The 17734-nt window shown below is 54.9% G+C and carries 12 protein-coding genes; 3 read left to right on the forward strand and 9 right to left on the reverse strand.

The window, feature by feature from the left end; all coding sequences use genetic code 11:
- Positions 1 to 68 precede the first annotated feature (68 nt).
- From focA to pflA, 3 genes are all read left to right on the forward strand, one after another.
- Positions 69 to 926 carry a formate transporter FocA gene (focA, locus tag FU672_RS06730; RefSeq protein ID WP_129996308.1) on the forward strand — a complete coding sequence of 286 codons (858 nt, stop codon included), beginning with the start codon at positions 69 to 71 and terminating at the stop codon, positions 924 to 926.
- Positions 927 to 977: 51 nt separating this feature from the next.
- Complete coding sequence (pflB, locus tag FU672_RS06735) at positions 978 to 3260, forward strand: formate C-acetyltransferase (protein ID WP_148242657.1); 2283 nt, start codon at positions 978 to 980, stop codon at positions 3258 to 3260.
- Between the two features lie 204 nt (positions 3261 to 3464).
- Positions 3465 to 4205 carry a pyruvate formate lyase 1-activating protein gene (pflA, locus tag FU672_RS06740; RefSeq protein ID WP_063144423.1) on the forward strand — a complete coding sequence of 247 codons (741 nt, stop codon included), beginning with the start codon at positions 3465 to 3467 and terminating at the stop codon, positions 4203 to 4205.
- Between the two features lie 36 nt (positions 4206 to 4241).
- On the opposite strand, the gene FU672_RS06745 is transcribed toward pflA, so the two are convergent.
- From FU672_RS06745 to FU672_RS06785, 9 genes are all read right to left on the reverse strand, one after another.
- Positions 4242 to 4763 carry an anti-virulence regulator CigR family protein gene (locus FU672_RS06745; RefSeq protein WP_054829900.1) on the reverse strand — a complete coding sequence of 174 codons (522 nt, stop codon included), beginning with the start codon at positions 4761 to 4763 and terminating at the stop codon, positions 4242 to 4244.
- Between the two features lie 123 nt (positions 4764 to 4886).
- Positions 4887 to 6035, reverse strand: a complete 1149-nt coding sequence (locus FU672_RS06750) for an MFS transporter (protein ID WP_148242658.1) — start codon at positions 6033 to 6035, stop codon at positions 4887 to 4889.
- A 275-nt stretch (positions 6036 to 6310) separates the two neighbouring features.
- Positions 6311 to 7174, reverse strand: a complete 864-nt coding sequence (locus FU672_RS06755) for a dimethyl sulfoxide reductase anchor subunit family protein (protein ID WP_033145086.1) — start codon at positions 7172 to 7174, stop codon at positions 6311 to 6313.
- Between the two features lies 1 nt (position 7175).
- On the reverse strand, positions 7176 to 7793 hold the full coding sequence (locus FU672_RS06760) for a DMSO/selenate family reductase complex B subunit (protein WP_021240882.1): 618 nt from the start codon (positions 7791 to 7793) through the stop codon (positions 7176 to 7178).
- Between the two features lie 10 nt (positions 7794 to 7803).
- Positions 7804 to 10248: a dimethylsulfoxide reductase subunit A gene (gene dmsA, locus FU672_RS06765; protein ID WP_148242659.1), complete on the reverse strand. Its 2445-nt coding sequence runs from the start codon at positions 10246 to 10248 to the stop codon at positions 7804 to 7806.
- A gap of 210 nt (positions 10249 to 10458) precedes the next feature.
- Positions 10459 to 11751 (reverse strand): serine--tRNA ligase, encoded by a 1293-nt coding sequence (serS, locus tag FU672_RS06770; RefSeq protein WP_008499983.1) that lies wholly within the window; start codon positions 11749 to 11751, stop codon positions 10459 to 10461.
- Between the two features lie 92 nt (positions 11752 to 11843).
- Positions 11844 to 13187 carry a replication-associated recombination protein RarA gene (gene rarA, locus FU672_RS06775; protein ID WP_148242660.1) on the reverse strand — a complete coding sequence of 448 codons (1344 nt, stop codon included), beginning with the start codon at positions 13185 to 13187 and terminating at the stop codon, positions 11844 to 11846.
- A gap of 9 nt (positions 13188 to 13196) precedes the next feature.
- On the reverse strand, positions 13197 to 13811 hold the full coding sequence (gene lolA, locus FU672_RS06780) for an outer membrane lipoprotein periplasmic chaperone LolA (protein ID WP_148242661.1): 615 nt from the start codon (positions 13809 to 13811) through the stop codon (positions 13197 to 13199).
- 128 nt (positions 13812 to 13939) lie between these two features.
- The gene (locus FU672_RS06785; RefSeq protein ID WP_148242662.1) at positions 13940 to 17629 is read right to left on the reverse strand and encodes a DNA translocase FtsK 4TM domain-containing protein; all 3690 of its coding nucleotides are present in this window, start codon (positions 17627 to 17629) and stop codon (positions 13940 to 13942) included.
- Positions 17630 to 17734 lie beyond the last annotated feature (105 nt).

Here is a 17734-nt window from a genome sequence, read left to right on the forward strand (position 1 = left end):
TATATCAATTTCTCTTCTATAATGCTTTGTTAGTATCTCGTCGCCGACTTAATAAAGAGAGAGTTAGTGTGAAAGCTGACAACCCTTTTGATCTTTTACTCCCCGCTGCGATGGCCAAAGTTGCCGAAGAAGCGGGTGTCTATAAAGCAACGAAACACCCGATGAAGACGTTCTATCTGGCGATCACGGCTGGTGTGTTCATCTCTATCGCTTTCGTCTTCTACATCACCGCCACCACCGGTACTGCCGGAATGCCTTTCGGCATGGCCAAACTGATTGGCGGCATTTGCTTCTCACTGGGTCTGATTCTCTGCGTCATCTGCGGCGCCGACCTCTTCACCTCAACGGTGCTGATTGTCGTGGCAAAGGCCAGCGGAAGAATTACCTGGGGTCAGCTGGCACGTAACTGGCTCAACGTCTACGTGGGTAACCTGGTTGGCTGTCTGCTCTTTGTTTTGTTGATGTGGCTTTCTGGCGAGTACATGACCGCCAACGGTGGCTGGGGCCTTAATGTCCTGCAAACCGCCGACCACAAAATGCACCACACATTTATCGAAGCCGTTGCTCTCGGCATCCTCGCTAACCTGATGGTCTGCCTGGCTGTATGGATGAGCTATTCGGGTCGTAGCCTGATGGACAAAGCCTTAATTATGGTTCTGCCGGTTGCGATGTTTGTTGCCAGCGGCTTTGAGCACAGTATCGCGAATATGTTCATGATCCCCATGGGCATTGTCATCCGCGACTTTGCGAGCCCGGAGTTCTGGACCGCAGTTGGTTCATCCCCGGAAAATTTCTCTCACCTGACTATTATGAATTTCATTACTGATAACCTGATCCCTGTCACTATCGGGAACATTATCGGTGGGGGTCTGTTAGTTGGGTTGACATACTGGGTCATTTACCTGCGTGGCGACGATCATCATTGATGGTTTTCTCAGGCAGTAAATAAAAAATCCACTTAAGAAGGTAGGTGTTACATGTCCGAGCTTAATGAAAAGTTAGCCACAGCCTGGGAAGGTTTTGCGAAAGGTGACTGGCAGAATGAAGTAAACGTACGTGACTTCATTCAGAAAAACTATACCCCGTATGAAGGTGACGAATCCTTCCTGGCTGGCGCAACTGACGCGACCACCAGGCTGTGGGACAGCGTAATGGAAGGCGTTAAACTGGAAAACCGCACTCACGCGCCAGTTGATTTTGACACCTCCGTTGCTTCCACCATCACTTCTCACGATGCTGGCTACATCAACAAAGCCCTTGAGAAAATCGTTGGTCTGCAGACTGAAGCACCACTGAAACGCGCAATCATCCCGTTTGGTGGTATTAAAATGGTTGAAGGTTCCTGCAAAGCGTATAACCGCGAGCTGGACCCAATGCTGAAAAAAATCTTCACCGAATACCGCAAAACCCACAACCAGGGTGTATTCGATGTTTACACCAAAGACATTCTGAACTGCCGTAAATCTGGCGTTCTGACGGGTCTGCCAGATGCGTATGGCCGTGGCCGTATCATCGGTGACTACCGTCGCGTTGCGCTGTACGGTATCGACTTCCTGCTGAAAGACAAATACGCACAGTTCGTCTCCCTGCAGTCTGACCTGGAAAACGGCGTAAACCTGGAAGCGACTATCCGTCTGCGTGAAGAAATCGCTGAACAGCACCGCGCACTGGGTCAGATCAAAGAGATGGCTGCGAAATATGGCTGCGATATCTCTGGTCCTGCGACTAACGCTCAGGAAGCTATCCAGTGGACCTACTTCGGCTACCTGGCCGCGGTTAAGTCTCAGAACGGTGCAGCAATGTCCTTCGGTCGCGTATCCACCTTCCTGGATGCGTACATCGAACGCGACATCAAAGCAGGCAAAATCACCGAGCAAGACGCTCAGGAAATGATTGACCACCTGGTCATGAAACTGCGTATGGTTCGCTTCCTGCGTACCCCTGAATACGATGAGCTGTTCTCTGGTGACCCAATCTGGGCAACAGAATCTATCGGTGGTATGGGCGTTGACGGCCGTACTCTGGTAACCAAAAACAGCTTCCGCTTCCTGAACACCCTGTACACTATGGGTCCTTCTCCGGAGCCGAACATCACCGTTCTGTGGTCTGAAAAACTGCCTCTGAACTTCAAGAAATTCGCCGCTAAAGTGTCCATCGATACCTCTTCTCTGCAGTACGAGAACGATGACCTGATGCGTCCGGACTTCAACAACGACGATTACGCTATCGCTTGCTGCGTAAGCCCAATGGTTGTTGGTAAACAAATGCAGTTCTTCGGTGCGCGTGCAAACCTGGCGAAAACCATGCTGTACGCAATCAACGGCGGCGTTGATGAAAAACTGAAAATCCAGGTTGGTCCGAAATCTGAACCAATCAAAGGCGACCTGCTGAACTTCGACGAAGTGATGGATCGTATGGATCACTTCATGGACTGGCTGGCTAAACAGTACGTCACTGCGCTGAACGTTATCCACTACATGCACGACAAGTACAGCTACGAAGCCTCTCTGATGGCGCTGCACGACCGTGATGTTATCCGCACCATGGCGTGTGGTATCGCTGGTCTGTCCGTTGCTGCTGACTCCCTGTCTGCAATCAAATATGCGAAAGTTAAACCAATCCGTGACGAAGACGGCCTGGCTGTAGACTTCGAAATCGAAGGCGAATATCCGCAGTTTGGTAACAACGACTCTCGCGTTGATGACATGGCGGTTGACCTGGTAGAACGTTTCATGAAGAAAATTCAGAAACTGACTACTTACCGTAACGCTATCCCGACTCAGTCTGTTCTGACCATCACCTCTAACGTTGTGTATGGTAAGAAAACCGGTAACACCCCAGACGGTCGTCGTGCTGGCGCGCCATTTGGCCCAGGTGCTAACCCAATGCACGGTCGTGACCAGAAAGGTGCAGTTGCCTCTCTGACCTCCGTTGCTAAACTGCCGTTTGCTTACGCGAAAGATGGTATCTCTTATACCTTCTCTATCGTGCCAAACGCGCTGGGTAAAGACGACGAAGTGCGTAAAACTAACCTCGCGGGTCTGATGGATGGTTACTTCCACCACGAAGCGTCTATCGAAGGTGGTCAGCACCTGAACGTGAACGTAATGAACCGTGAAATGCTGCTCGACGCGATGGAACACCCTGAGAAATACCCTCAGCTGACCATCCGCGTATCTGGTTACGCAGTACGTTTTAACTCCCTGACTAAAGAACAGCAGCAGGACGTTATCACCCGTACTTTCACTCAGTCCATCTAACTGGAATTGACTGAAATCACGCGTTAAAAAGCGTACAATAAAGGCTCCACGTCAGTGGGGCCTTTTTAGCACCCTCTCCACCTCAGTCTCTTTTGTCCGCTATCTATACTTAATGGATAACAGCCAAAACAGATTTCAACACAGCCAGCTTTGAGCTGTGCATACTCAGGCCCCGGACGGGCCGATGCTGGAGATATCACCGCAATGTCAATTATTGGTCGCATTCACTCCTTTGAATCCTGTGGCACCGTCGATGGCCCGGGTATCCGCTTTATCACCTTTTTCCAGGGCTGCCTGATGCGCTGCCTGTACTGCCATAACCGTGATACCTGGGATACGCACGGCGGTAAAGAAGTGACCGTTGAAGAATTGATGAAAGAGGTGGTGACCTACCGCCACTTTATGAACGCGTCCGGCGGCGGTGTCACCGCATCCGGCGGTGAAGCCATTCTGCAGGCTGAATTCGTACGTGACTGGTTCCGTGCCTGCCGCAAAGAAGGCATTCATACCTGTCTCGACACTAACGGCTTTGTACGCCGCTACGATCCGGTTATCGACGAACTGCTTGAAGTGACCGATCTGGTCATGCTCGATCTCAAACAGATGAACGATGAGATTCACCAGAACCTCGTTGGTGTCTCTAACCACCGCACGCTGGAATTTGCTAAATACATTGCCGACAAAGGCATCAAAACCTGGATCCGCTACGTGGTGGTGCCTGGCTGGTCAGATGACGACGACTCCGCGCACCGCCTCGGGGAATTTACCCGCGACATGGGCAACGTCGAGAAAATCGAGCTTCTGCCCTATCACGAGCTGGGTAAACATAAATGGGTGGCAATGGGCGAAGAGTACAAACTCGATGGCGTGAAGCCGCCGAAGAAAGAGACCATGGAACGCGTCAAAGGTATTCTTGAACAATACGGCCACAAGGTAATGTATTAAAGAAAAGACCCGGTGAAAACCGGGCCTTTTTATATTCTATTTAAAGACGCCGTTAATAACGGACGTCACAATCGCAGTACTCAGCGCAATTAAGACCAGGTCGTCTCCGACCACACGCCATTCATAGCCCGGGTAGGAAGGAAGCTGGCCAAGCATAGAAGCTGGTACGGTTTTCTTCGCAATGCCCGGAGGCAACGGTTTACCGCGCGCCAGGTTTTTCGCGATACCCGGAGGCAGAGAATCATAACCCGTTAAGCCATAATTCAGCGCCAGATGGCGGGCATGATCGAAGCTCACGCGTGCGTCGACATCGTTACCGACGTCTTTACTGTTTTTAAAACTCTTATCCGATTTTCCAGGGTTATCCTGGCCGTTATTTTGCTTATTACCATGGTTACCAGAATTCCCGTTACCATGATTACCGCCATTACCTTGCCCGCCACCGTTTCCGTGACCACCGCCATTCCCGTTTCCAGGATTAGCCATGACCGGAGCCGTTGCAAACGTTAAAGACAACACTACGGCAAGTGCGGTAGTGGAAAAACGACGAATAGACATGATTGCTGCCTTATGGTGGTAGGACTCACATGAATTATCGCCTGGCGCAATAAACAAACAATAAGTAAAACTCTTAGTTGTGACAGGGACAAAAAAGCCTGTCATCGACAGGCTTTTAAGTAATCAGGCATGAGCCACAGGCGTTGGATGTTCGCCCGCTTTGCGCAGCAGCATTAAGAGATAAATAAACGACACGCTGGCGATCATGATAAACAATAAATTATCGGAATAATTCTGCATCAGCATTGCGGTAAACGTCGGCCCTAATAAACTGCCGATGGTATAGCTCAGCAACAGCGCCTGGTTCATTGCCACAAGCTGGTGATGTTCAACTTTCTCACAGGCCCAGGCCATCGCGACCGGATAGAGCGTAAAGCCGGCGGCACCGAGAATAAACAGAGCGGGTGCCATTGCGGCGTTGCTGAGCATCGCAAGACAACCCATGATGACCACGAATACCTGAACGCGCAGCACCAGCAGACGTCCGAAACGGTCCGCCAGACGGCCAATCGGCCACTGCCCGACGATCCCGGCGCTGACCATCACCGCCATCCAGAAACCAATTCCGGAATCGCTTACGCCCTGATGATTAAGATAAAGTGGCATCAGGCCATACAGCGAGCCCAGCACAATCCCGGAAATAATGCAGCCGTTAACCCCAAGACGCGCGTGGCGCAGTCTCAGCATCGGCCAGACATGGGTGGCTTCCTGATGCTCGCTGGACTGATTAACAATGCGTGTAAAGAGCAGCGGCAGGATCGCGGCCAGTACCATCCCCGTCACCCACGGCAGAACGCTCATCAGATCGGTTGGCAGCTTGCTGATCATCAGTTGCCCCAGCACGGTGCCGACGTAGTAAACCATCATATAGGCAGCCAGCAGGCGTCCGCGGTTGCGGGAGGTGCCGCTGCACATCAGCGCACTTTCAACCACCACCCAAATCATCGCGCAGCCTACGCCAGCGATAAAGCGCCATGCCATCCAGCTCCAGAAGCCGACCATCAGGCCCAGCCCGGCACACCCGGCGGCGAAAATCAGCGAAGCCAGATAATAGCTGCGATTAAAGCCAAAGCGCTTGATCAGGCTCCCGGTCACCAGCGTACCCAGCAGGTTCCCGGTAAAAAAGGACGAGCTGACCATACCCACCTGCCAGGTCGGTAAGTTTTCATGGGCGAGCCACAGCGGGACGAGCGTATTTAACACTGCGATCGCCAGGGTCAACAGAAGCAGGCCACAGAGCAACAAAAGCACTGGCCGGGTATAGGTGGTCATGGATTAAAAACCGTGAGGAAGTTCAGATTTCGTGCGCATCATGCCACTGGCAAAAACAAAGTCAATCCACTGATTTAGCCGCCTCGCACAATATGTTCCCTGTCGATTTAAAAAACTTATCCTGCTAATGCCACGCTTGCTATAGATATTAATTATGTATCTGTTTTTATTTATTAATGGGCGAAATTAAAACAAAACGACAGTCGAAAAATTTCATGATCGAAAAAAGAAAAAGCCGGGCACTCAGGCCCGGCTTGATATAACGCAATGCAACGCTAACTGGCGATAGCCATACCAACGGTCATATGCAATCCGTAGAACACACCGCGGCCAATCAGTTCACCCGCCAGTACCAGCACAAAGGCCAGTGACAGCAGCGGCAGCGCGGGCTGATAACCTTTGAGCTGAGGAGCGATCCAGAATACCAACGCCGCGACCAGCAGAACGATGCGCCAGGCCATCAGAGAACCGTAGTCCGGCACCAGGGCAGAAGCCTGCTGGATAGAGCTGTGAATGGTTGCCAGTTCGGCACCCTGCATCAGGGCGACCATCGCACTCACCACCAGCGCCAGCAGCGAAACAGCGGGTAGCAAACGCATTGCCCAGCCATCGACACCCGCTACGCGCAGCAGCAGGTAGCCCAGCAGCGGCCCGCCGATAAACATCGTCAGGAAGAAGCTCATCGGCGTCCAGACGCTGTACCATGTTGGTACGGTGTCGATGGTGTTGTACACCCGAACCATCATCCACACGAACACCACGCCCAGTACCATGGTCACGATCAGCCACAGGCTGCGCAGACCCGCAGGCAATTTCTTCATCGCGGCCAGCAGCCAGCCCAGCCCACCGACAGCAAAGAAGATCGCACCGCTAGCAATCTCGTTACTGAGGGATGAGGCCCCCACGCGGTTCAGAGAGTTGAACGCGCGCATCGGTGAACCCAGGTGCAGCGTAGAGGCGATAAAGCCAATTCCCATCAGCACCCACAGGCCAAACATGCTCAACACTAAACGCTGCTGCTGTTCGGCATTGAGGTTCCCTTTTAACAGCGCCAGCGCGAGCACAATGAAACCACCCGCCACACACTGACCAAAGACCGTGAAGATCATCAGCGGCCATTCATGCCATCCACTTCCCATCTCACACCTCCTTCGGATTTGCCAGGTAGCCGGTGGTGTCACCTGTAGGACGGCTGTTGGCGTTAGGTTTAATCACAATGCTCGGCTTCGTGAAGTGCGCAGACGGCAGCGGTGCCACTGCGGCAAGCTGACCGTGTTTTTGACGCAGCTCTTCAATAGGGCCGAAGTCCAGCGCGCGCAGCGGACATGACTCGACGCAAATCGGCTTTTTGCCATCCGCCACGCGGGTGTGGCAACCGTCGCATTTGGTCATATGACCTTTGGCGGCGTTGTACTGCGGCGCGCCGTAAGGACATGCCATATGGCAGTACCGACAGCCGATGCAGACATCTTCGTCCACCACCACAAAACCGTCTTCACGCTTGTGCATCGCCCCGCTCGGACAGACCTTGGTGCAGGCCGGATCTTCACAGTGGTTGCAGGCAATCGACAGGTAATACGCAAAGACGTTCTGATGCCAGACGCCGTTATCTTCCTGCCAGTCGCCCCCGGCGTATTCATAGATGCGGCGGAAGCTGACGTCCGGGGTCAGGTCTTTGTAGTCTTTACAGGCCAGCTCGCAGGTTTTGCACCCGGTGCAACGGCTGGAATCAATAAAAAATCCATACTGGGTTGTCATCGGCTACTCCTTAAACCTTTTCAACCTGGACAAGGTTTGTGTGGGATGGGTTGCCCTTCGCCAGCGGCGACGGACGCTGCGTGGTCAGCACGTTAATACTGCCCGCCTGGTCGATGCGGTTGGCATCAGGGCTGTACCAGGCCCCTTCCCCCAGCGCCACCACGCCTGGCATCATACGCGGCGTCACTTTGGCTTCAATGTGCACCTCGCCGCGACCGTTGAAGATACGCACGCGATCGCCATTGCTGATGCCGCGTGCTTTGGCATCCATCGGGTTGATCCACATCTCCTGACGGCAGGCGGCTTTCAGTACGTCGACGTTGCCGTAGGTGGAGTGAACACGCGCTTTATAGTGGAAACCGGTCAGCTGCAGCGGGAATTTCGCCGTCAGCGGATCGTTATAGTTTTCAAAACCTGGCGTGTAGATCGGCAGCGGATCGATAACGTCCCCTTCCGGCAGCTCCCAGGTCGACGCGATTTTTGCCAGCTCTTCGGAGTAGATTTCGATTTTGCCCGACGGCGTGGTCAGCGGGTTCGCCTGCGGATCTTCACGGAACGCTTTGTACGCCACGTGGTGCCCTTCCGGATCGCGCTGTTTGTACATACCCTGCTCGCGGAAAGTGTCGAAGTCCGGCAGGTCAGGGATCGCCTTACGGGAAAGTTCATGCAGATGGCGCATCCACCCTTCCTGAGTACGTCCCTCGGTAAACTGCTGCTCAACGCCAAGACGTTTCGCCAGCTCAGAGGTCATCTCATAAATGGTTTTGCACTCGAAGCGCGGTTTAATCGCCTGGTCGGTAAAGATCACATAGGACATGTTGCCGCAGGAGGCATCCAGCGCGAAATCCATCTGCTCAGAGGCGGTGCAGTCTGGCAGCAGGATATCGGCATATTTTGCCGAGGAGGTCATGTGGCAGTCGATGACCACAATCATCTCGCACTTCTTATCATCCTGCAGGATTTCATGGGTACGGTTGATTTCTGAATGCTGGTTGATCAGACAGTTACCGGCATAGTTCCAGATCATTTTGATCGGCACATCCAGCTTGTCCTTGCCGCGCACGCCGTCACGCAGGGCGGTCATTTCCGGACCACGTTCAATCGCATCGGTCCACATAAACATGGAGATGCTGGTCTGAACCGGGTTATCCAGCGTCGGCATACGTTCAAACGGCACTTCATACGAGCCTTCACGCGCGCCAGTGTTACCGCCGTGAATACCCACGTTACCCGTCAGAATAGAAAGCATTGAGATGGCACGGGTCGCGATTTCGCCGTTCGCATGACGCTGCGGGCCCCAGCCCTGGCTGATATAGGCCGGTTTGGCTGAACCAATCTCCCGCGCCAGCTGAACAATACGCTCGACCGGAATACCGGTGATGGTGGACGCCCACTCGGGCGTTTTCGCCACGCCATCGCTACCCTGACCGAGAATATACGCCTTGTAGTGACCGTTAGCAGGGGCGCTGGCTGGCAGGGTTTTCTCGTCATAGCCGACGCAGTATTTATCCAGGAAAGGCTGATCGACGAGGTTTTCGGTGATCATCACCCACGCCAGCGCTGAAACCAATGCCGCATCGGTACCCGGACGGATTGGGATCCACTCGTCTTCACGTCCGGCACCGGTGTCGGTGTAGCGCGGATCGATGATGATCATGCGGGCATTGGATTTGGCGCGGGCCTGTTCGAGGTAATAGGTTACCCCGCCGCCGCTCATGCGGGTTTCGCCCGGGTTGTTACCAAACAGCACGACCAGCTTACTGTTTTCGATATCAGACGGGCTGTTGCCGTCCGCCCAGCCGCCGTAGGTGTAGTTCAGGCCAGCAGCGATCTGCGCCGAGGAGTAGTCACCATAGTGGTTAAGATAACCGCCGCAGCAGTTCATCAGGCGAGCTACCAGCGTTTTACCCGGTGGCCAGGAGCGGGTCAGCGTGCCGCCGAGCGTCCCGGTACCGTAGTTCAGGTAGATGGATTCGTTGCCGTACTCTTTGATAAGGCGCTGCATATTGGTGGCGATAATGTCGTAGGCTTCATCCCAGCTAATCCGCTCGAACTTCCCTTCCCCACGCTTACCGACGCGCTTCATCGGATATTTCAGGCGGTCCGGATTATACACGCGACGACGCATGGAGCGGCCACGCAGACAGGCCCGAACCTGATGTAACCCTTCGTAGTTATCGTCCCCGGTATTGTCGGTTTCGACATATTTTATTTCACCCTCCACCACATGCATACGCAGCGGACAACGACTACCGCAGTTTACGGTACAGGCACTCCACACCACTTTTTCCGGCGTGGTGGCCGGGGACAGAGCATCTGCCGCCGACGCCAGTCGGGTAAAAGGGAGCGTGAAGGCACTGCTGGCTACGGCCAGGCCGCCAATTGCCGTGGTTTTCATCAACCCACGGCGAGTGACCTCGGCAGCCATTAATGCTTCAGGCGCGTTGATTTTCATAGAGACTCACTTTGGTTGCTCACAAAGAAAAGAGAGGCGGCGCAAACCGCTATATAGTTTTATATACAACGAATTTCTTCGTTATCAGCTTTTTATGCTGACTTTCATTCGGAGGAGTATTACTACTTTAGAGGGAGAGGTTATTGCTTCGTATCAAATCAACGGCATAAAAAAAGCGCCCTGAGGCGCTTTTTTGTTTTAAGACAATTATTAGCCGATGTACTGCTGGCCTTTCATGTATGGACGCAACACTTCAGGGATCTCAATACGACCGTCTGCCTGCTGGTAGTTTTCCAGCACGGCAACCAGCGTACGACCCACAGCCAGACCCGAACCGTTCAGGGTATGCACCAGACGGGTTTTCTTGTCAGATTTGCTGCGGCAGCGTGCCTGCATGCGGCGCGCCTGGAAATCCCAGACGTTAGAGCAGGAGGAGATCTCACGGTAGGTGTTCTGCGCAGGCACCCACACTTCCAGATCGAAAGTCTTGCAGGCGCCAAAGCCCATATCACCGGTACACAGGGCCATACGACGGTACGGCAGACCCAGCAGCTCCAGCACTTTCTCAGCGTGGCCGGTCATCTCTTCCAGCGCGTCCATGGACTCTTCAGGACGGACGATCTGCACCATCTCAACTTTGTCGAACTGGTGCATACGGATCAGACCGCGCGTGTCGCGACCGTAAGATCCTGCTTCAGAACGGAAGCACGGAGAGTGTGCCGTCAGCTTAATTGGCAGGTCGTCTTCATCAATGATCTCATCACGCACGAGGTTAGTCAGCGGCACTTCAGCGGTTGGGATCAGCGCGTAGTTGCTGCTGTCGGCTTCCTCGTCCAGCGGACGGGTATGGAACAGATCGCCGGCAAATTTCGGCAGCTGACCCGTACCGTACAGCGTATCGTGGTTAACCAGATACGGCACGTAGGTTTCGCTGTAGCCATGCTGCTCGGTGTGCAGATCCAGCATAAACTGTGCCAGCGCGCGGTGCAGATGGGCAATCTGGCCTTTCATCACCACGAAGCGAGAGCCGGTCAGCTTAACCGCTGCCGCAAAGTCCAGACCCGCGTGCATTTCGCCCAGCGTCACGTGATCGCGCACTTCGAAGTCAAACTCACGAGGCGTACCCCAGCGTTTCACTTCAACGTTGTCGTTCTCATCTTTGCCGACAGGCACGCTGTCGTCAGGAATGTTCGGGATAGCCAGGGCAATATCACGAATTTCGGCCTGAAGAACGTCCAGCTCAGCTTTCGCCTGATCCAGTTCTTCACCCAGTTTGTTCACTTCCAGGCGTAATGGCTCAATATCTTCCCCGCGCGCTTTCGCCTGGCCGATGGATTTCGATCGAGAGTTACGCTCTGCCTGCAGATTTTCAGTTTGTACCTGCAGAACTTTACGACGCTCTTCAAGAGCGCGCAGCTTATCTACATCCAGCTTAAAGCCCCGGCGTGCCAGTTTTTCAGCGACTGCGTCTGGCTCATTACGCAGCAGATTGGGATCGAGCATGCTTATCCTGTGCTTATCGAATTAAAATAGGAAAATGTGGCCACAGCCTGCGGCCACAAGGATACATTGCCAACATTACCGCAACGATTGAACTAACGGTAGCGTTTTATAGGGCTATTTTGATCCTGTCCGGCGAGCCAGGTGAGCTTTTCACCAATCTTGCCTTCAAGACCTCTGTTTGTGGGGTGATAATAGCGCGTTTGTGCCATCTCCTGCGGGAAATATTCCTCCCCGGCAGCGTAGGCATTGGGTTCATCATGAGCGTAACGGTACTCCTGCCCGTACCCCATCTCTTTCATCAGTTTGGTCGGCGCGTTACGCAGATGAACCGGCACATCGTAGTCCGGGCGTTCACGCGCATCAGACATCGCTGCTTTGAACGCGGTATAAACCGCATTGCTTTTCGGCGCACAGGCCAGATAAACAATCGCCTGCGCAATGGCACGTTCGCCTTCCGCAGGCCCCACGCGGGTAAAACAGTCCCAGGCGGAGATTGCAACCTGCATGGCGCGAGGATCGGCATTGCCGACATCTTCTGACGCAATTGCCAGGCAGCGACGCGCGACATATAACGGATCGCCACCCGCTGTGATGATGCGCGCGTACCAGTAAAGCGCCGCATCCGGCGCACTGCCGCGCACGGACTTATGCAGCGCTGAGATCAGGTCGTAAAAACGGTCGCCTTTGTTATCGAAACGCGCGCTGCGTTCACCGGCAATTTCGGTGAGCAGTTCCGGCTTCAGCACCCGCTTCCCGGCATCGTCGACTTCGGCCATATCGGCCATCATCTCCAGCGTATTCAGCGCCCGACGCGCATCGCCGTTGACCAGCCCGGCAATCGCACGACGCGTGTCGTCAGGCAGAACAATATCCTGTCCGCCGTAGCCTCGCGCTTTGTCGTTCATCGCCTGAGTAAGCACTTTTTCGATATCTTCGGTGGTCAGCGATTTGAGCAGGTAAACGCGCGCACGGGAAAGCAGTGCCGAATTCAGTTCGAAAGACGGGTTTTCGGTGGTGGCACCGATGAAGAAAATCGTACCGTCTTCAATATGCGGCAGGAAGGCATCCTGCTGGCTCTTGTTGAAGCGGTGAACTTCGTCCACGAAGAGGATGGTGCGCCGCCCGGCATTGCGGTTCTGCCGCGCACGCTCGATCGCTTCACGGATCTCTTTCACGCCGGAGGTAACCGCCGAGAGACGTTCAACGTCCGCGTTGGCATAGCGGGCGATCACTTCTGCAAGCGTGGTCTTGCCGGTGCCAGGGGGTCCCCAGAGGATCATGGAGTGAAGATGCCCGGCCTCAATGGCGCGCGGCAATGGCTTACCGGCAGCCAGCAGGTGTTGCTGACCGATGTACTGCGCTAAATTTTCTGGCCGCATACGGGCGGCCAGAGGTTGAAACGCATTATCTGAAAAATCGAGCGACAAATTGCCCACTCATGCCTCTTACTTATTGCGTTGGTCATCCACCGTTACGCCCTGCGGCGGGGTAAAGGTGAATTTCGATGCATCAACGGCGCCGTTCTGCTGAGACTTGAGCTGATAGCTGCTGCGCTGATCGTCCTGCTCGACCGCACCGAATTGATTGATTGTACCGTTGCTGCTCACGTTAATGGTGAACTGCTTCAGGTTGCCGTTGCTGCCTTTCGGCGTCAGGACAAACTCGTCACCCGTCTGTTTAATATTGTACTGCTGCCAGTCGCTGGACTGGTTACGGGCAATCAGCATAAACGGCGTATTGCTGGTGGCATCTTTCAGCCAGGTCGCCGTTGCCTGCTCAACGAACGGGTTGAAGAACCATAAGGTTTTACCGTCTGACACCAGGATACTCTCATCCGGCTGGGTCATGTGCCAGTTGAACAGATTTGGGCGTTTTACCCACAAATCACCCTGACCTTCCTGCACCGCGTTACCGCTGCCGTCAGTCACTTTTTGCGTGAAACTGGCGTGGAAGCTGCTTACTTTATCCAGTCGGCTTTTAAGGTCGCTGGCTGCATCAGCCCAGACGCTGCTGGCGACAAAACTGGTGAGTAATGCACAGGCGATGGCGATTTTTTTCATTGTTATTCCTTAAAATACGTCTTCCCGGTATGGGGTTTCCGTCTTCTATTCTGGACCTGCCCGAAGGCAGGCGACAGAAGAAAATGCTTAATTTTGGCTGATTTACCCTTCTTTGCAAACGCTGAAGGTTAATCAAACGGCGGCGGCGCCAGCACCTCGCGGTTACCGTTATGCCCCTGCTCGCTCACAATGCCCTGCGCTTCCATCTGCTCGATGATACGCGCTGCGCGGTTATAGCCGATGCGGAACTGACGCTGCACGCCAGAGATGGACGCTTTGCGTTTTTCGGTAACGAAGTTAACCGCCTGATCGAATAACGGATCCAGCTCTTCACCGCCGTCGAAGCCACCGCCGCCGCCTTCGCTTTCCGTATCGCTGGTAATACCGTCAACATATTGTGGACGACCGCGCGCTTTCCAGTCCTGCACGACGGCGTGAACTTCCTCATCGCGGACGAACGCACCGTGGACACGCACCGGAGAGGTGGAGTTCGGGCCGGAATAGAGCATGTCACCCATACCCAGCAGCGACTCTGCGCCGCCCTGGTCAAGAATGGTACGGGAGTCAATTTTACTTGATACGGTAAAGGCGATACGCGTCGGAATGTTCGCTTTGATAAGACCAGTAATAACGTCCACGGAAGGACGCTGGGTCGCCAGCACAAGGTGAATACCGGCCGCACGCGCTTTCTGCGCCAGACGGGCAATCAGCTCTTCCACTTTCTTACCGACGGTCATCATCAGGTCAGCGAATTCATCGACCAGCACGACGATATAAGGCAGTTTTTCCAGCACCGGATGCTGGGCATCCATGCTGTCACCCGGCTTCCAGTAAGGATCCGGGATCGGACGACCCATGCGCACAGCCTGGGCGATTTTCTCGTTATAACCGGCCAGGTTACGCACACCCAACGCAGACATCAGTTTGTAGCGGCGTTCCATCTCATTGACGCTCCAGCGCAGGGCGTTGGCGGCGTCTTTCATGTCGGTTACCACTTCGGTCAACAGATGCGGGATGCCTTCGTAGACCGACAGTTCGAGCATTTTCGGGTCGATCATGATGAAACGCACATCTTCCGGCTGCGCTTTATAGAGCATGCTGAGGATCATGGCGTTCACACCAACAGACTTACCGGAACCAGTAGTACCCGCGACCAGCAGGTGAGGCATTTTGGCGAGATCGGCCACGACCGGATCGCCAGCGATATCTTTACCCAGCACCACGGTCAGCGGGGATGGGTTATCGCGGAATTTGGTGTTATCCAGCACTTCACGCAGGTAGACGGTCTGACGTTTCTTGTTCGGCAGCTCAAGACCAACGTAAGGTTTGCCCGGTATCACTTCCACCACACGCACCGCAACGGTCGACAGCGAACGCGCCAGGTCGCGGGACAGGTTGGAAATACGTGCGGCTTTAACGCCTGGCGCCAGGTTCAGTTCAAAACGGGTGATCACAGGACCCGGCGAGTAGTTCACCACGTCCGCCTTGATACGGAAGTCAGCCAGACGAGCTTCCACCAGACGCGCCATCTGCTCCAGCGCGAAGGTATCGACCGGTTCCACTTCTGACGGCGGCGGCGTTAACAGATCCAGAGACGGCAGCGGCGTGCTTGGACGCTGCAGCGGACGGCTGTCACCGTTACGCATCAGCAGCGGGTGAATCAGGCTTTCCTGCGGCTGGGGCGCAGGCTGCTGGAACTGCGGCGGCTGTGGTGGCTGCTGCGGTTGCGCATGCGGCTGCTGAACAGGTTGATGCGGCTGCGCGTAGGCCTGTGGTGCTGGCTGCTGGCGCACAGGCTCTGCTTCCGGGATCACGCTCGGGGTAAATAAAGGCTCGCTCGGGCCATCATCCACCAGATCCTTCATCGGCGAGAATTCAAAATCAGACAGCGAGAACGGATTTGCACCAGCCGGTTGTTCACCGGAATAGCGCTGCTGCTGGGTGGCGGCAAACTGGCGCGCCAATTCTGCTTCAGCCGCGTCCTCTTCGTCTTCCAGCACAGGTTCATCGTGCTGATATTCTTCACCGTAGCGTTGATTCTGCTGCGCAGCAAACTGGCGGGCCAGCTCGTCCTGCTGCATTTCATCGGCGTCATCTTCGTACTCAGGCTCGCGCGCTTTCTCTTCGGCCATACGCTGGGAAGGCAGCTTGATACCATAAGAGGCAAGCTCACGACGGGTTGGAACGCGAACGCGGTTAGGGCGAGGCAGTTGCGGACCAATCCCTTCCTTCACCTGAGGACGTGGCGCCCCCCCTGTTGCCAGGCTAAAGACAGGTGCAGCCACGGCAGCGGCCGCGGTAGCCTGCTTCACGCTTTCCGCTACGGGTGCAACTGCAGGCGTCGGGTCGATCGGTGGAACGGAAACAGAAGGCGCTTTCGTAACCGGCTCCTGCACCGGTTCAGGCACAGGCTGGTACCAGGCCGCCAGCTGCTCGCGTTCACGCGCACGACGCTCTTCAACTTCTTCAAAATAGTACATCGGTGGACGAGAGGGTTTTACCTCTTCCACGATTTCAGGTTCAGGCTGCGGCTCAACATAAGGCTGCACAGGTTCAACCGGTTCAGGCACATACTCCTGATAAGGTTGGGCCACAGGCTGTTCATAGTGTGGAAAACCTTGCGGTTCATACGCAGGCTGTGGCGGCTGATAAGGCTGCTGCCACTGCTCCTGCTGCACAGGGATGTAGCTTTCAGGTTCAGGCGCGATAACGGGCTCCGGCGTGTGAACACCGGGTGCAGTCTGCCAGTCAACCTGAGGCTGCTGAATAACGGATTCCGGCGGCGAAACCGGCGCGGATGGCATCACGGCATCGACAGGCGCGGCATACGCCTGCGCTGCGGTCGTCGCGGCTGCGGCCGCCGCAACCGGCTCGGTAACCGAGTGGCCATTTAACAGCGGATCGTATTCGTCAAAGTCACCCGGCGTGGCCCGGCTGCCGGAGAAGAGCACATCGTCGGGATCGACGGCGACACCCGCCGCGCGATACGCCACCTGTTCGTCTTCATCCATGCGTTTACCGGAGAAGAGCGCCGCATCGGTTTTACGGCCTAGCGGGTTGGCAAATTTCTCAGCAACACGCTGACGACGTGCCAGCGCGCCACGCAGAATACGGGCACGACGAGACTCGCGACGCTGCACAGGTGCGTCATCTTCCTCTTCATCTTCGTACTCGTCTTCATCAACCCACGTATCGTCACGGCGGGTACGGTTGCTGGCAAAGGTCAGAATGGTGAGGATAAAACTGCCGATTTTCTCGGCAATGCTCACCCAGGACCAGCCGGTAAAGAGCGTCAGCCCGGCCGCCCAGATGCACAGCAGTGCCAGCGTGCCGCCGCTGCTGTGCAGCATCGGCTGCAGCGCAGAACTCAACAAACTGCCGATCACCCCGCCGGAGGCGAAGTACCAGATATCATCCGCATTGATTGCCGCCAGCCCGCACGAGGTGAGGATCAGCGCCAGCGCGCCAATGAGGCGCAGCGACACGGCGAAATAGTCGATGTAATCATCATTCTGACGATGACGCCACGCAAACCAACATCCGCCAATGATAATGACGGGAAGGGTGTAGGCCATCACACCGAAAATGAAAAACAGCGTGTCCGCAAGCCAGGCACCGGGGACACCGCCTAAATTATGGATAGGCTCATGCCATGCAGTTTGTGACCAGCTGGGATCTGAGGGGTTGAAACTGAGTAAGGCTGCCATCAGCCAGACGGCAAAAAGGGCAATAACAATCAGCAAAGCCTCGAGGAGACGACGTCCGCTGCTTAGCTTCGATAGTGTGACTTCTTTGTCTTCAGTGTATTCCTGGCTCAAAAAAGGCTCTCCAGGTATCAGGCATATCCTGCCTGTTTGCTAAAACGGACAACAGCGCCGGGACTCCCCGGCACTGTTGCTGTATGGATTAACAGGAGTGTAATC

The organism is Enterobacter asburiae, assembly GCF_008080435.1.
Classification (GTDB): Bacteria; Pseudomonadota; Gammaproteobacteria; order Enterobacterales; family Enterobacteriaceae; genus Enterobacter; species Enterobacter asburiae_C.

Coding starts and splice junctions, on each gene's coding strand:
- pflB (WP_148242657.1), top strand. CDS start 978: ATGTCCGAGCTTAATGAAAAGTTAGCCACAGCCTGGGAAGGTTTTGCG.
- pflA (WP_063144423.1), top strand. CDS start 3,465: ATGTCAATTATTGGTCGCATTCACTCCTTTGAATCCTGTGGCACCGTC.
- FU672_RS06745 (WP_054829900.1), bottom strand. CDS start 4,763: ATGTCTATTCGTCGTTTTTCCACTACCGCACTTGCCGTAGTGTTGTCT.
- FU672_RS06750 (WP_148242658.1), bottom strand. CDS start 6,035: ATGACCACCTATACCCGGCCAGTGCTTTTGTTGCTCTGTGGCCTGCTT.
- FU672_RS06755 (WP_033145086.1), bottom strand. CDS start 7,174: ATGGGAAGTGGATGGCATGAATGGCCGCTGATGATCTTCACGGTCTTT.
- FU672_RS06760 (WP_021240882.1), bottom strand. CDS start 7,793: ATGACAACCCAGTATGGATTTTTTATTGATTCCAGCCGTTGCACCGGG.
- dmsA (WP_148242659.1), bottom strand. CDS start 10,248: ATGAAAATCAACGCGCCTGAAGCATTAATGGCTGCCGAGGTCACTCGC.
- serS (WP_008499983.1), bottom strand. CDS start 11,751: ATGCTCGATCCCAATCTGCTGCGTAATGAGCCAGACGCAGTCGCTGAA.
- lolA (WP_148242661.1), bottom strand. CDS start 13,811: ATGAAAAAAATCGCCATCGCCTGTGCATTACTCACCAGTTTTGTCGCC.